Annotated in this window: 14 protein-coding genes; 9 read left to right on the forward strand and 5 right to left on the reverse strand. The window is 71.8% G+C overall.

What is annotated here, in order from left to right:
- Positions 1–3: 3 nt before the first annotated feature.
- The gene (locus ACZ597_RS04615) at positions 4–900 is read right to left on the reverse strand and encodes a LysR family transcriptional regulator (protein ID WP_471324841.1); all 897 of its coding nucleotides are present in this window, start codon (positions 898–900) and stop codon (positions 4–6) included.
- Positions 901–1074: 174 nt separating this feature from the next.
- On the opposite strand from ACZ597_RS04615, the gene ACZ597_RS04620 reads away from it, so the two are divergent.
- A complete protein-coding gene (locus ACZ597_RS04620; protein WP_471324844.1) occupies positions 1075–1848 on the forward strand; it encodes an SDR family NAD(P)-dependent oxidoreductase in 774 nt (257 codons plus the stop codon).
- 74 nt (positions 1849–1922) lie between these two features.
- Positions 1923–2615, forward strand: coding sequence for an ester cyclase (locus ACZ597_RS04625; RefSeq protein WP_471324846.1), 693 nt, complete (start codon positions 1923–1925; stop codon positions 2613–2615).
- A gap of 93 nt (positions 2616–2708) precedes the next feature.
- On the opposite strand, the gene groL is transcribed toward ACZ597_RS04625, so the two are convergent.
- Together groL and groES are read right to left on the reverse strand one after the other, a co-directional pair.
- Positions 2709–4337 (reverse strand): chaperonin GroEL, encoded by a 1629-nt coding sequence (gene groL / locus ACZ597_RS04630; RefSeq protein ID WP_471324849.1) that lies wholly within the window; start codon positions 4335–4337, stop codon positions 2709–2711.
- 133 nt (positions 4338–4470) lie between these two features.
- On the reverse strand, positions 4471–4779 hold the full coding sequence (groES, locus tag ACZ597_RS04635) for a co-chaperone GroES (RefSeq protein WP_053682586.1): 309 nt from the start codon (positions 4777–4779) through the stop codon (positions 4471–4473).
- A gap of 298 nt (positions 4780–5077) precedes the next feature.
- On the opposite strand from groES, the gene ACZ597_RS04640 reads away from it, so the two are divergent.
- The 4 genes from ACZ597_RS04640 to ACZ597_RS04655 all read left to right on the forward strand — a co-directional run bounded on the left by ACZ597_RS04640 (position 5078) and on the right by ACZ597_RS04655 (position 9878).
- Positions 5078–5758, forward strand: coding sequence for a response regulator transcription factor (locus tag ACZ597_RS04640; RefSeq protein WP_471324852.1), 681 nt, complete (start codon positions 5078–5080; stop codon positions 5756–5758).
- Positions 5751–7163 carry a sensor histidine kinase gene (locus ACZ597_RS04645; protein ID WP_471324854.1) on the forward strand — a complete coding sequence of 471 codons (1413 nt, stop codon included), beginning with the start codon at positions 5751–5753 and terminating at the stop codon, positions 7161–7163. The genes ACZ597_RS04640 and ACZ597_RS04645 overlap by 8 nt, the downstream gene beginning before the upstream one ends.
- A gap of 76 nt (positions 7164–7239) precedes the next feature.
- Positions 7240–8478 carry an LCP family protein gene (locus tag ACZ597_RS04650; RefSeq protein ID WP_471324857.1) on the forward strand — a complete coding sequence of 413 codons (1239 nt, stop codon included), beginning with the start codon at positions 7240–7242 and terminating at the stop codon, positions 8476–8478.
- Positions 8466–9878, forward strand: coding sequence for an FtsW/RodA/SpoVE family cell cycle protein (locus ACZ597_RS04655; protein WP_471324859.1), 1413 nt, complete (start codon positions 8466–8468; stop codon positions 9876–9878). Before ACZ597_RS04650 ends, ACZ597_RS04655 begins: the two co-directional genes overlap by 13 nt.
- 530 nt (positions 9879–10408) lie before the next feature.
- On the opposite strand, the gene ACZ597_RS04660 is transcribed toward ACZ597_RS04655, so the two are convergent.
- Positions 10409–10717, reverse strand: a complete 309-nt coding sequence (locus ACZ597_RS04660; protein ID WP_471324862.1) for a putative quinol monooxygenase — start codon at positions 10715–10717, stop codon at positions 10409–10411.
- A gap of 102 nt (positions 10718–10819) precedes the next feature.
- On the opposite strand from ACZ597_RS04660, the gene ACZ597_RS04665 reads away from it, so the two are divergent.
- Positions 10820–11155 carry an ArsR/SmtB family transcription factor gene (locus ACZ597_RS04665; protein ID WP_471324864.1) on the forward strand — a complete coding sequence of 112 codons (336 nt, stop codon included), beginning with the start codon at positions 10820–10822 and terminating at the stop codon, positions 11153–11155.
- Positions 11156–11965: 810 nt separating this feature from the next.
- A complete protein-coding gene (locus ACZ597_RS04670; RefSeq protein ID WP_471324866.1) occupies positions 11966–12490 on the forward strand; it encodes a hypothetical protein in 525 nt (174 codons plus the stop codon).
- 5 nt (positions 12491–12495) lie between these two features.
- Here the strand turns inward: ACZ597_RS04670 and ACZ597_RS04675 are convergent, their stop codons facing one another.
- Complete coding sequence (locus tag ACZ597_RS04675; RefSeq protein WP_471324869.1) at positions 12496–13554, reverse strand: NAD(P)/FAD-dependent oxidoreductase; 1059 nt, start codon at positions 13552–13554, stop codon at positions 12496–12498.
- Positions 13555–13733: 179 nt separating this feature from the next.
- Between ACZ597_RS04675 and ACZ597_RS04680 the strand changes: the two genes are divergently transcribed.
- The gene (locus ACZ597_RS04680) at positions 13734–14630 is read left to right on the forward strand and encodes an RNA polymerase sigma-70 factor (protein ID WP_471324872.1); all 897 of its coding nucleotides are present in this window, start codon (positions 13734–13736) and stop codon (positions 14628–14630) included.
- Positions 14631–14672: the final 42 nt, after the last annotated feature.

The following is a 14672-nucleotide window of genomic DNA, read 5'->3' on the forward strand; positions in this document are numbered from 1 at the left end:
CGGTCAGCGGGCGGCGGCCCGCACCAGCTCGCCGAGGGTCGCCGCCACCGCCGGTACGCGCGCCAGGTCCGGCAGGGTCAGCGCCACGACCTCCCGCTCCACGGCCGGCTCCACGGCCAGGATGCTCACGCCCTTCGCGCGCACGGACTCCACCGCCAGCTCCGGCAGCACCGCCACCCCCAGCCCCGCCCCGACCAGCCCGACCACTGCGGGGTAGTCGTCGGTGGCGAAGTCGATCCGCGGGGTGAAGCCCGCGCCCTCGCACACCTCCACCAGGTGGCGGCGGCAGCGCGGACAGCCCGCGATCCACGGCTCGTCCGCCAGCTCGGCCATGCCCGCCCGCGCGGCGCCCGCCAGCCGGTGGCCCTCGGGAACCAGCCCGACGAGCCGGTCGGTCAGCAGCGGGGTGACCACCAGGTCCTCCCACTCGGCCACGGTCGACGCCCCGGCGTAGCGGAAGGCCAGCGCCACGTCGCAGTCGCCCTCGCGCAGCATCTCCACGGACCGCGGCGGCTCCGCCTCGACCAGCGAGATACGGGTACCCGGGTGCGCGGCGCGCATCGCCGCGAGCGCGGTGGGAACCAGCGTGGAGCTGCCGCTCGGGAAGGAGACGAGCCGGACCCGGCCGGCCCGCAGCCCGGCGATGGCCGCGACCTCCTCCTCGGCGGCCGTCAGTCCGGCCAGGATGCCGGCGGCGTGCCGCACCAGGGCCTCACCGGCCTGGGTCAGCCGCATCTCGCGGCCGGTGCGCACCAGCAGCGGGGTCCCGGCCGACTGCTCCAGGGCCTTCATCTGCTGGGAGACGGCGGGCTGGGTGCAGCCGAGCTCGCGGGCGGCGGCGGAGAAGGAACCGGTCCCGGCGACAGCGCGCAGGATCCGGAGGTGGCGTGCCTCGATCACCCTCCGAGCATAAGACCGGCTTTGACCGCGACGCCAATCCCCCAGCCGCCGCTTTGGGAAGGGGACCCGAGGAAGCCGGGCCGCGCGACCGCGCCGCGGGGTCCGGGTATCACGGGATCGCACGCATGTGCCCGCGGAAGCACGCGCGTCGGCGCGGGCGGCTATTTTGCGCACATGACGACTGCGCTGATCACAGGATCCACGGCGGGCATCGGCGCCGCCTTCGCCCGGCGGCTCGCCTCCCAGGGCCACAACCTCGTACTGGTGGCCCGCGACACCGAGCGGCTCGCCGAACAGGCCACCGAGCTGCACGACCGGCACGGCATCGAGGCGGAGGTACTGGCCGCCGACCTCTCCACCGAGGAGGGCATCAAGGCCGTCGAGACCCGCCTCGGCGACCGTACGCACCCGGTGGACCTGCTCGTCAACAACGCGGGCTTCGGCAACAAGGGCCGCTACCTCGAAGTCTCCATGGCCGACGAGCTGACCATGCTGAAGGTGCACATCGAGGCGGTGCTGCGGCTGACCTCGGCGGCGACGGAGTCGATGCGCTCGCGCGGCCGCGGCGGGGTCGTCAACGTGGCCTCCGTGGCCGCCTTCGTACCGCGCGGCACCTACGGCGCCAGCAAGGCCTGGGTCGTGCAGTTCACCCAGGGCGCGGCGCGGGACCTCGGCGGGTCCGGGGTGCGCCTTATGGCCCTGTGCCCCGGCTTCGTGCGGACCGAGTTCCACGAGCGGGCGGGCATGGGCACGGACAACATCCCGGGCTGGCTGTGGCTCGACGCGGACAAGCTGGTGGCCGCGGCACTGGCCGACCTGGCGCGCGGCAAGACCGTGTCGATCCCGGACCCGCGCTACAAGGCGTTGATGGGCGTGGTGAAGCTGACGCCGCGCGGTCTGCTCGGCGGGATGTCCTCCCGTACGGGCCGCAAGTACGGGCCCCAGTGACCCGCCGATAGACCGGGCTGAACGGGTGAATCCTCCCTAAACTGGACATGTCCCACCCAGCACGGGAGCCCACCATGACATTCGTACAACTGGTTGATTACAGGACCCACCAGCCCGAGGCGATGAACGACCTGCTGGACAAGTACGTCGCCCAGAGCCGGGGCAAGCGCACGGTCACCCACAGCATCGTGGCCAAGGACCGCGAACAAACGGACCACTACGTGAACTTCGTCGAGTTCCCGTCGTACGAGGAGGCCATGAAGAACTCCGACCTCCCCGAGACGGACCGGATGTTCCACGAGATGGTGTCGCTGTGCGACGGCATGCCGACGTTCACCAACCTCGACGCGGTCCGTGACGAGCACCTCAACACCCTGCTGGCGAACCGGATGTACGACGACATCTCGATGAAGGGCGACATGTCCGCCATCGAGGAGGTCTTCGCCCCGGACTACCACGACCACGACATCTCCAACCCCGAGGACAAGCACGGCCACGCCGCGATCCGCGAGGACGTCGAGATGTGGCGCGCCGCCTTCGACTTCACCTTCACCCGTGACGCCCAGATGGCGCAGGACGACTACGTCACCACGCTGTGGACCTGGACCGGCACGCACAAGGGCGAGTTCATGGGCGTCGCCCCCACCGGCAAGACCTGCACGATGACCGGCACCACGGTCTTCCGATGTCAGGACGGCATGATCAAGGAAGGCTGGTGGCACTACGACGCCATGGCCGTGATGCGGCAGCTGGGCGTCATGGAGTGACGGCCGCCCGGGCGGCCCCGGCAGACGGGAAGGCCCCCGTCCCACCGTTCACACGGTGGGACGGGGGCCTTCTCGTCGAAGCGCGCGGACGCGTCAGTGGCTGTGGCCGTGACCGTGGCCGTGGCCGGCGTCGGCCTCTTCCTCGGCCGGCTTCTCGACGACCAGGGTCTCGGTCGTGAGCAGCAGGGAGGCGATGGAGGCGGCGTTCTCCAGGGCGGAGCGGGTGACCTTGACCGGGTCGATGACGCCGGCCTTGACCAGGTCGCCGTACTCGCCGGTGGCGGCGTTGAAGCCCTGGCCCTTGTCGAGCTCGGAGACCTTCGAGGTGATGACGTAGCCCTCGAGGCCGGCGTTCTCGGCGATCCAGCGCAGCGGCTCGACGGCGGCGCGGCGGACCACGGAGACGCCGGTGCCCTCGTCGCCGGTCAGGCCGAGGTTGCCCTCCAGGACCTTGACGGCGTGGACGAGCGCGGAGCCACCGCCGGAGACGATGCCCTCCTCGACCGCGGCGCGGGTCGCGGAGATGGCGTCCTCGAGGCGGTGCTTCTTCTCCTTGAGCTCCACCTCGGTGGCGGCGCCGACCTTGATGACGCAGACGCCGCCGGCGAGCTTCGCCAGGCGCTCCTGCAGCTTCTCGCGGTCCCAGTCGGAGTCCGTGGACTCGATCTCGGCCTTGATCTGGTTGACGCGACCGGCGACTTCCTCGTGGCTGCCGCCACCGTCGACGATGGTCGTGTCGTCCTTGGAGATGGTCACGCGGCGCGCGGAACCGAGGACGTCCAGACCGGCCTGGTCGAGCTTGAGGCCGACCTCCTCGGCGATGACGGTGGCACCGGTGAGGGTGGCCATGTCCTGGAGCATCGCCTTGCGACGGTCACCGAAGCCGGGGGCCTTGACGGCCACCGCGTTGAAGGTGCCGCGGATCTTGTTGACGACGAGGGTGGAGAGGGCCTCGCCCTCGACGTCCTCGGCGATGATCAGCAGCGGCTTGGAGCCACCCGCCTGGATGACCTTCTCCAGCAGCGGCAGGAGGTCCTGGATGGAGGAGATCTTGCCCTGGTTGATCAGGATGTACGGGTCGTCGAGGACGGCCTCCATACGCTCCTGGTCGGTGACCATGTAGGGGGACAGGTAGCCCTTGTCGAAGGCCATGCCCTCGGTGAACTCCAGCTCCAGGCCGAAGGCGTTGGACTCCTCGACGGTGATGACACCGTCCTTGCCGACCTTGTCCATCGCCTCGGCGATGAGCTCGCCGACCTGCGAGTCCTGCGCGGAGAGCGCGGCCACGGCGGCGATGTCGGACTTGTCCTCGATCGGGCGGGCGGTCGCGAGGAGCTCCTCGGACACGGCCTTGACCGCGGCGTCGATGCCCTTCTTCAGGGCGGCCGGGGAAGCGCCGGCGGCGACGTTGCGCAGACCCTCGCGGACGAGCGCCTGGGCCAGCACGGTGGCGGTGGTGGTGCCGTCACCCGCGATGTCGTTGGTCTTGGTCGCCACCTCCTTCACGAGCTGCGCGCCCAGGTTCTCGTACGGGTCGTCCAGCTCGACCTCGCGGGCGATGGTGACACCGTCGTTGGTGATGGTGGGGGCGCCGAACTTCTTGTCGATGACGACGTTGCGGCCCTTGGGGCCGATCGTCACCTTGACCGTGTCGGCAAGCTTGTTGACGCCGCGCTCGAGGGCGCGACGGGCGTCCTCGTCGAACTTGAGAATCTTCGGCATGGGAGCGGTTCAGCCCTCTCGTTGCGATCCCCGGCCGCTCACCGCGACCGCCTGGAACGAACTACGCCCCTCGCCGCCCGGCATCAGCAGGGGTGACCAGGGGCGCAGCTCAAAACAAAACTGAAGAAATGACTTACTTCTCGACGATCGCGAGCACGTCGCGGGCCGAGAGGACGAGGTACTCCTCGCCGCTGTACTTCACTTCGGTGCCGCCGTACTTGCTGTACAGCACGATGTCGCCGACGCTGACGTCCAGCGGGAGACGCTGGCCGTCCTCGAAGCGGCCCGGGCCGACCGCGAGGACGACGCCCTCCTGGGGCTTCTCCTTCGCGGTGTCCGGGATGACCAGGCCAGAGGCCGTGGTCTGCTCGGCGTCGAGCGGCTGGACCACGATGCGGTCCTCAAGCGGCTTGATGGCAACCTTGGAGCTGGTGGTCGTCACGATCCGACCTCCCCCTTCGGAGATCCGGGGTTAACTGTCTGAGGTGGCGACCAGGTCGATCCGTCGTCGCGGGTGCCGGATCTGCCTGTCGCTGTGTTGGCACTCACCGGGGGCGAGTGCCAGACGCGAGACTATTCCGGTGATTAGCACTCGGTCAAGCGGAGTGCCAACACGGTCCGCTGGTTCCACGTATTCCGGCCGCCGAACCCCCCGTTCGGCCGAACCCCGACCCGATGGGCAGCCCCCCGCCGGGCGCCGGGGCCGGAGCAGCCCCTGCCCGGTATGTGAGGCTTGGGGCGTGCGCATCCTCGTGGTCGAAGACGAAGAGAACCTGGCCGAATCCCTCCGCCAGGGCCTGTCCGCCGAGGGCCACCGCGTCGAGGTCGCCCGCGACGGCCACCGGGGCCTCGAACTGGCCCTCACCGGCGGCCCGTACGACGTCGTCCTCCTCGACCTGATGCTCCCCGGCCCCGGCGGCGCCGAGATATGCGCCCGGATGCGGGCCCACGGCGACCCCACCGCCGTCCTGGTGCTGACCGCCCGGGACGGCGAGCAGGACGAGGCCGAGGGGCTCGACGCCGGCGCCGACGACTACCTCACCAAGCCCTTCTCCTTCCTGGTGCTGGCCGCCCGCCTGCGCGCCCTCGCCCGCCGCGCCGCCGCCCCCGAACCCACCGCGCTCCGGGCCGGGGACCTCTTCCTCGACCCGCCGGACCGCCGCTGCCGCCGCGGGAGCCACGACATCGAACTCACCGCCCGGGAGATCGGCGTCCTCGCCTGCCTGATGCGCCGCCCCGGCCGGGCCGTCGCCAAGCAGGACGTCCTCGACGAGGTCTGGGACGCCCCGCACGGCATCGACCCGAACATCGTCGAGGTCTACGTCTCCTCGCTGCGCAAGAAGATCGACGCCCCCTTCGGCCGCCGCTCCATCCTCACCGTCCACGGAACCGGCTACCGCATGGCGCCCGACGGTGGGTAGGCCACGGCCTGCCGGCCGGCGCGGGCCGCGCGGCCCGCGCGTCGGCAACCTCCGCGCGCGGACCGCCCTCGCCGCCGCCCTCGCGATGGCCGCGGTCCTCACCACCGGCGGACTGTGGCTCTACAGCCTCATGCGCACCAACCTCCTCGACAACACCACCGGCCGCACCGAGCTCGCCGCGCGCAAGGTCGCCGCCCAGCTCGACACCCGGACCCTCCCGCCCGGCGGCCGGCTGCCCGCGCCCGACGGCGGGGTCGACCTGGTCCTCGTACGGGACGCCCGCGGCCGCGACGTCGCCAGCACCGCCGCCGGAGCGCCCAAGGACCCCCCGCGCCTCGACGGGCTGCGCCCCGGCCCCGGCCAGGACTCCCGCTCGGCCGTACTGCCGCCCGCGCGTCCCGGCGCGCAACGCCGCCTGGTCGTCGCGGTCGAGGCCCCCGGCCCGCCGGACGCGCACGATCCGCACACCGTGTACGCGGTGACCGTGCTCGGCGACGTCGACGACGCCACCCGCGCCGTCGCCACCGGCTTCCTCGCCGGCGCTCCCCCGCTGACCGCCTTCGCCGCCGCCCTGGCCTGGTGGGCCACCGGCCGCGCGCTGCGGCCCGTCACCGCGATCCGCACCGGACTCGCCGCCGTCACCGCGAGCGAGCTGGACCGGCGCGTCCCCGACCCCGGCGGCGGCGACGAGATCGCCCAGCTGGCCCGGACCGTCAACGACACCCTCGACCGGCTGGAGCGCTCCGACGCCCGGCAGCGCCAGTTCACCGCCGACGCCTCCCACGAGCTGCGCAACCCGCTCGCCGCCGTCCGCTCCCGGCTGGAGGTGGCCCTCGCCATGCCGCGCCCCGACCAGGCGTCGGTCGCCGCCGCGCTGGCCGACACCGAGCGGCTCCAGCGGATCGCCGCCGACCTGCTGCTCCTGGCCCGCCTCGACGGCGGACCCGCGCCCCGCCCCGAGCCGGTGGACCTCGCGCTGCTGGCGGCGGAGGACGCGGCGCGGCGGCCCGCGCCCCGGGTGCCGCTGCGGGTGGAGGCGCCCGCGCCGGTGCCGGCGTACGGGGACCCGGCGCGGCTGGAACGGGCCCTGGCCAACCTGGTGGACAACGCCCTTCGGTACGCGGACGCCGGGGTCGTGGTGCGGGCCGCCGCGCGGGACGGGCGGGCGGTGCTGGAAGTGGCCGACGACGGCCCGGGGATCCCGGAGGCGGACCGCGACCGGGTCTTCGAGCGGTTCGTACGCCTCGACGCGGACCGGGGCCGGGCCAGCGGCGGGACCGGGCTGGGCCTGGCCATCGCCCGGGAGATCGCGCGGGCGCACGGGGGCGACGTACGCGCCCTCGGCACGCCGGGCGGGGGCGCGCGGCTGGAGCTGCACGTGCCGGCGGACGGCCCGCACCGCTGAGGGCGCCCCCTGCTCCGCTGCTCCCCTGCCGCCTCCTCAGGATTCCTTCAGCGCCGCTGCGCCAGGATCGAGCGGCATGAGCGCTGCACGGACACGGAGCAAGACCGGCCACCGCAGGCCCTCACGGCGCCGGAGGCTCGGGCGCACGCTGCTGATCACGGGCTGCGCGCTGACGGTGCTGGCGGGCGGCGGCGCCTGGTACGTCTACCGCGACCTCGCCTCCTCGATCGCCGGCTCCAAGGCCCTGGAAGGCGCCGAGAAGTCGGCGAACGGCGATGTGAACATCCTGCTCATGGGCCTGGACAGCAGGCGCGACCAGAACGGCGACCCGCTGCCCGAGGAGATCCTCGACCAGCTGCACGCGGGGAGTTCGGACATCGGCGGCTACAACGCGAACACCATGATCCTGCTGCACGTACCGGGCGACGGCGGCGAGGCGAAGGCGTTCTCCATACCGCGCGACGACTTCGTGGAGATCGCGGGGCGGGGGCCGGGCCACAAGGACAAGATCAAGAAGGCGTACGGGCTGGCGAAGGCCGCCAAGGAGGAGCAGCTGTCCCGGGGCGGCGTGAAGGACCGGCGCCGACTGGAGCGCGAGGGGCGCGAGGCGGGGCGCAGGGCGCAGATCGACACGGTGCGGAACTTCCTGGGCGTCCCGGTCGATCACTTCGCCGAGCTGAACCTGGCAGGCTTCCACCACCTCGCGGACGCGCTGGGCGGCGTACCGGTGTGCCTGAAGAAGCCGGTGAAGGACAGCTACTCCGGCGCCGACTTCCCGGCGGGCCGACAGACCCTGAACGGCAGGCAGTCCCTGGCCTTCGTACGGCAGCGGCACGGTCTGACGATGGGCGACCTGGACCGGACGAAGCGGCAGCAGGCCTTCCTCGCGGGTGCGACGCAGAAGCTGAACTCCGCCGGGACCTTCACGGATCCGGTGAAACTGCTCAAGCTGATCGACACGGCGAAAGAGGACGTCGTGACGGACGCGGGATGGGACCTGCTGTCCTTCGTGAAGCAGGCGAAGAACCTGTCCGGGGGCAAAGTGCGGTTCACGACACTCCCCGTCGAGGGCTTCGGAAGGAACCATGGGGAGGACATCAACGTCGTAGATGATATGAAGATAAAGCGCCTCATTGCCGAGCAGATCGGTCCCCGGTCGACCACTGCGACGACCCCGGGTGCGCCGGACGCCGCGCCGTCCTCTTCTCCCGCTTCTCCCTCTTCTTCCCCCGCGTCGCCCCCGTCACCCGCCCCGCCCCCGCCACAGCCGGAGGACGGCGCCATCGACGGCGGCGGTATCCCGTGCGTGGACTGAGGCCCCTGACGGTGGCGGGCGCCCGCCGCCGCACCGAAGCGCTGCTGCTCGTCCTGGTCACCGGCATCGCCGTCTTCGGCCACGTCAGCGCCGGGCTGGCCATGAACGGCGAGCTGCCGCAGCACCTCACCAGCTTCGCCATCAGCATGACGCTGCTGTCACTGGTGGGACACCTCGGCATCCGCCGGTTCGCGGCGTACGCGGACCCACTGATCTTCCCGCTCGCGATGCTGCTGACCGGGCTCGGACTGGTGCTCATCCACCGGCTCGACCAGGGCTACATCGAGCGGTGGGACTCCGTGGCCAACGCGCCGGACCAGCTGATGTGGACGGTGGTCGGGGTCGCCGCCTGCATCCTGGTGGTGGCCCTGCTGCGCGACCACCGGCTGCTCCAGCGCTTCATCTACATCACGATGGCCGTCGCGCTGGTGCTGCTGATCGCCCCGGCGTTCTTCGGCGCGGACACGTACGGCGCCAAGCGCTGGATCATCCTCTTCGGCTTCTCGCTCCAGCCCGGCGAGTTCGTGAAGATCATGATCGCGATCTTCTTCGCCGGGTACCTGGTCATCCACCGCGACTCCCTGGCCCTGACCGGCCGCAAGTTCCTGGGCATGCGGCTGCCGCCGATGCGCCAGCTCGGGCCGATCATCACCGTGTGGATCCTGTCGCTGCTCGTCCTGGTCTTCGAGCGCGACCTCGGCACCTCGCTGATCTTCTTCGGCGTCTTCGTGGTGATGCTGTACGTGGCCACCGAGCGCACCAGCTGGATCGTGTGCGGCCTGCTGATGGCGGCCGTGGGTGCCTTCGTCGTGGGCTCGACGGAACCCCACGTCAAGGCACGCGTCGCCGCCTGGCTGAACCCCCTGGCGATCTACTCGCAGAACCGGCCGGAGGGCCTGAACTCGGAGCAGTCGGCCCAGGCGCTGTTCAGCTTCGGCACCGGCGGCGTCTCCGGCACCGGCCTGGGGATGGGACACCCGGAGCTGATCAAGTTCGCGGGCCGCAGCGACTTCATCCTGACGACGGTGGGCGAGGAACTCGGCCTGGCCGGGGTCATGGCCGTACTGATCATCTACGCCCTGCTCGTGCAGCGGGGCCTGCGCATGGCGCTGGCCGCGCGGGACCCGTTCGGCAAGCTGCTGGCGGTGGGCCTGGCGGCGGCACTGGCGCTCCAGGTCTTCGTGGTCGCCGGCGGAGTGACGGGCCTGATCCCCCTGACCGGCAAGGCCCTGCCCTTCCTGGCGAAGGGCGGCTCGTCCCTGCTGGCCAACTGGATCATGATCGCCCTGCTCCTGCGCATTAGCGACAGCGCGGAACGCCAACGCGAAGCCGACGCAAGGGGCCCGGCGGAAACGACGATCACCCCGGTGGTGGCGGGGGCCGGAGCGGGGGCACGCTGAGGACGGGATCCCCTCGGGCGGTGTCAGAGCCGGTTTGGGGGTTTCCCGTCAGTCCCATCGTCCTTCCGTGTCGTGCCGGTCCCTCAAGGGCGCTCACTGCGTTCGCGTCGCTTCGCGATGGCCTTCGGCCACCCTTGACCGACCGACCCGCCCCGGAAAGCCGAAAGACTGCCGGGAAACCCCCAAAAGAACGGTCACCGGGCAGGAGGAGACGAGCAGGTCCATCAGCGATGAGACGACGGGGCCAGGGCTCGCCCTGCCGGGCATCCGAGCCCTCAACAGTCGCCATTCCGGACCAGGGGCGCGACTACCCGCCCGAAAGGTCGATCAGAGCGGCCCACGGGCCCCAAAGGCGCACCAGATCGCTACGCGCTCCTGTCGTCTCAGCGTCCGACGACCGTCCGATGCTGATACCCGCACCAGAGGACGAACAGAGCAGCCGAGGGAGCCGTCGGGCGCGACCGATCGCTACGCGCTCCTCTGATCTCAGCGACTGACGGCCGTCCGGGGCTGACGGGGACAACAAGCGGCTAGTGGCCGTGAGGGCTGCGCATGTCCACGAAGCGGATCTCCAGATCGGTGGCCAGGTAGTCCATCCGACGCTCCCAGAAGTCCTGCAAGTGCGGGAGCGCCAGGTGGGCGTCCAGGTCGGCCTGGCTGCGCCATGCCTCGTAGAAGACGAAGACGCCCGGCTCGTCACGGTCCTCGTGGAAGTGGTACTCAAGGCAACCGGGTTCCTGCCGGGTCGGCTCGACGAAGGAGAGCAGGAGCTCCTTGAGTTCTTGGGCACGTTCGGGCTTGGGGCGGGCGACGCCAATGAGAGTGACGAGCTGGTCCATCAGGTTTCTCCCCCACAGATAGGTACGAGCAACTTCGTACCTATCGGACGCTAGCAGTCGCCAGAGGTAAGATCCAATCCATACCTGAGGGAGGTCGTCACCATGCCCGACGACGAGGGTCATCCGGCCGTCGAGGAGATCGAGCTCGGCAGAGTGCTGTCCGCGCTCGCCGACCCCCTGCGCCGCCGCGTGGTGCGCGAGCTGGCCGTCGCCCCTGACGGCACGGCGCGCACCTGCGCCTCGTTCTCGCTTCCGGTTTCCAAGGCGACGGTCACCCACCACTTCCGCACCCTGAGGGAGGCCGGCCTGATCCGCCAGGTCGACCGGGGCAACAGCCGAATGGCGGGCCTGCGTCGAGCCGACATCGAGGCCCGCTTTCCCGGACTCCTCGCCATCCTGACGGCCGAGCCGACCGGCGATGACCGCGTAGCGGTCTGATGTCCTCCTCCGCCCCTGGCTGCCGATATCAGCCACAGGCGGTCGCCGGACGCCAAGCCGGGCGAAGCGCGTAGCGATCCGATGCGCCCAACGGCTCCCCAGGCTGCTCCGTTCGTCCTCTGGTGCGGGTATCAGCCACGGGCGGTCGCCGGACGCCGAGACGACAGGAGCGCGTAGCGATCTGCTGCGCTTGGGCGGTCTGCTGGGGGCTCCGATGAACCTCTCGTGCGGGTAGCCGCGCCCCCGGCCCGGAAGCTGGACTCTTGAGGGCCCGGATGCCCGGCCGGCCAAGGCCCCGGCCCCTCGCCTCATCGCTGACGAGGCCGCTCCCCTCCTTCCTGCCCCGTGACCGTTCCTTTGGGGGCTTCCCGGCAGTCTTTCGGCTTTCCGGGGCGGGACGGGCTGTCAAGGGTCGCCGAAGGCGATCACGAAGTGACGCGACCGAAGGGAGCGCCCTTGACAGGCCGGCCCGACACGGAAGGACGATGGGACTGACGGGAAACCCCCAAACCAGCCCTGACACCGCCCAGCCGAAACCCCGCCCCCCGCCACCCCCGAAGCCCCACCACCCCCGCCACCTGGGGAAACGTGATTGCGGCCGGTTGCCGCCCCGGGGGATACTCCGTCGCCGTCGCTGGGATCGTTCAGGTCATTCCGTCACTCGGGGGCTCCAACCGTGGAAGTCGCACGCTTCATCGTCATCGCGCGCCGAGCAGTTCGCCGGGTTCCACTCCACCCTGGCCCGGGTGCCGCGGGAGAGCGCGCGCGGCCGAGCTGAACCCGGACGATCCGACCCCCTACGTCAACGAGATGTGGGCTGCGCTGGGCCTCGGCTACTCCCGGGAGACGATGGACCTGATCTGGAAGCAGATCACCGATCGCGACCCGTACCACTACGCCGCGCACTACGCCGCGCTCCAGTACTGGTGCGCGAAGTGGCACGGCTCCGAGGAACGCGCCGTGGCTTTCGCCCGGGAAGCCGCGGCCGGTGCGCCGGCCGGGAGTCTGCTCGCCGCCATGCCCCTGATCGCCTGGTACGAGCACCGTGACCGGAAGGACCGTGGCGCCGACTACCGCACGCCCCACCTGGTCTCCCTGGTGGACGCCGCCCTGGCCGATGTCGCCGCGGCCGCGCCGGACCACCCGAACACCGCCGAGGTGCGCCATCTGCTGGCCTGGTTCCTGACCCGTCAGAAGCGGTACGACCTGGCGCCGGCGCAGTTCCGCCTCGTCGACGGGTACGTGGACGCGCTCCCGTGGAGGTACTGGACCGACCCGGCGGCGGTGTACTGCGAGTGGCGCGACCGCGCGGTGCGCCGGGCCCGTCGACGCTGAGGCGTTCACCCTCCGGTGCCCGTGCGGGCTCCGTACTTGCCTCCCCGGGACGCCATCTCCTTGATCACGGCGGCGGTGCGCCCGGTGAGGCAGGTGCGCCGGAGGGTGTCGTCGGAGCGGGTGAACTGGGCCACCGCGCCCTTGCGGCCGAGCGTGACGGCCCGGGCCACGTACCGCGGTGCGTACGGTTCGGGCTCGCGGCCGCCGATCAGGCGGACCAGGGTGTCGGCGGCGTGGGCGGCCTGCGGGCCGGCGAGGGCGCAGGCGAAGCGGGCGCCGGGCACCGCCGCGCAGTCGCCCACGACGAAGATCCGTCCGTCGTCGACGCTGCGCAGGCACTCGTCCACCAGCGCCCGCCCCCGCGCGTCGACCGTGAGGCCGCTGCGCGCGGCCAGGTCGGGCACGTCCGACACGATGGCCCACAGGGTCAGGTCGGAGGCGGCCGCCGCCCCGGAGCGGAGGTGCACGACGCCGGCGGCGGCCTCCGTGACCGTGTCGTCCAGGACGTCGACCCCCAGCCGCTCCAGTCCGGCGCGGGCCTTGGCCCGCGCCCGGTCGGAGAACCCGTCCGCGACCGACGGCCCGATGATCCGCACCCGCAGGTCCGGCCTGGCCTCGGCGACCTCGGCCGCCGTCTCGATGCCCGTCGCGCCACCCCCGACCACCGTGACCGTGCTGTGCGCGGACAGGGCGGCGAGCGCCGCGCGGGCCCGTTCCGCGCCTTCCCAGGTGCCGACGGGGACCGTTCCCGCCATGGCCCGGACCGTGCTGCCGACGGCCAGGAAGGCGTGGTCGAAGTCGAGGGACTCCCCGCCCTCGAGGGTGACGTGGCCGTCGCCCACCTTCTCCACGGTGGCGACCCGGGTGGTGATCCCCGGGCGCAGCATCGACGCGAGGGGCGTCGCCACGGCGGCGGTCCCGGCGACCTGCTGGTGGAGCCGTACGCGTTCCACGAAATCGGGGCGCGGATTGACCACCGTGATCTCGGCGGTCTTGACCTTCTTGGCGATCCGGTTCGCCGCGAGCATCCCCGCGTAGCCGGCGCCCACCACCACGACCTTCATGTCTTCCTCCTCGTCGACGCGACTGGTCGCACATGGGATGCCGGCCGGCCGGCGCCCGTGACAGGGGCCGGGTGTGTCGCGCGTCACAGGAGGCGGGGCGGGGTGGCCTGTCACAAAGCGGCGGGGTCCGGCGTCCTATGCGCGACACGGTCATGAACGAAGGAAGAGGAGACCGGAGCATGAGCGAGGACGGCCGTACCGACCCCGCCACCGAGGCGTTCGTCAGGCATCGCAGGCTGCTGTTCACCGTCGCGTACGAGATGCTCGGCTCGGCCGTGGACGCGGAGGACGTCCTCCAGGAGACCTGGCTGCGCTGGGCGGGGGTCGCCCTCGAAACGGTGCGGGAGCCGCGTGCGTACCTGGTCCGGATCGCGACCCGGCAGGCGCTCGGCCGGCTGCGCACGCTGAGCCGCCGCAAGGAGTCCTACGTGGGCCCCTGGCTGCCCGAACCGCTGCTCACCGCGCCGGACGTGGCCGAGGACGTGGAACTGGCCGACAGCGTCTCGATGGCGATGATGCTGGTCCTGGAGACGCTCGCGCCGACCGAGCGGGCGGTGTTCGTCCTGCGCGAGGTGTTCGACCTGGGGTACGAGGAGATCGCGGAGGCCGTGGAGAAGAGCCCGGCGGCGGTCCGCCAGATCGCCCACCGGGCGCGCTCCCACGTCGCCGCGCGCCGGCCGCGCGGCGCCGTCTCCGCGGCCGAGACCCGGGCCGCCCTCCAGGCCTTCCGGCGCGCGCTGGAGACGGGCGACCTCCAGGGCCTGCTCGACCTCCTCGCGCCGGACGTCGTCGCCCTGAGCGACGGCGGCGGCATCAAGCAGGCCATGCCGCGGCCGGTCGTGGGCGCGGAGAAGGTGGCCCGCCTGCTGGCCGCGGGCGTCGCCGCGTTCGGCCCGCTGATGACCGCGGAGCCGACCCGGGTCAACGGTCACCCGGCGCTCCTCATGCGGATCGACGGGGAGGTGGAGATGGTCGTGGCGATGCGGATCGACGAGGGCCTCGTCACCGGCCTCTACTCGGTCCGCAACCCGCAGAAGCTGACGCACATGGAGCACGAGACCCCCCTGGGCCGCTGACGGCCGGGGGGTGGGGGCGGGTGGGCGAACACCGGCCGCCCC

The sequence above is a fragment of the Streptomyces sp. NPDC040718 genome (assembly GCF_055593565.1).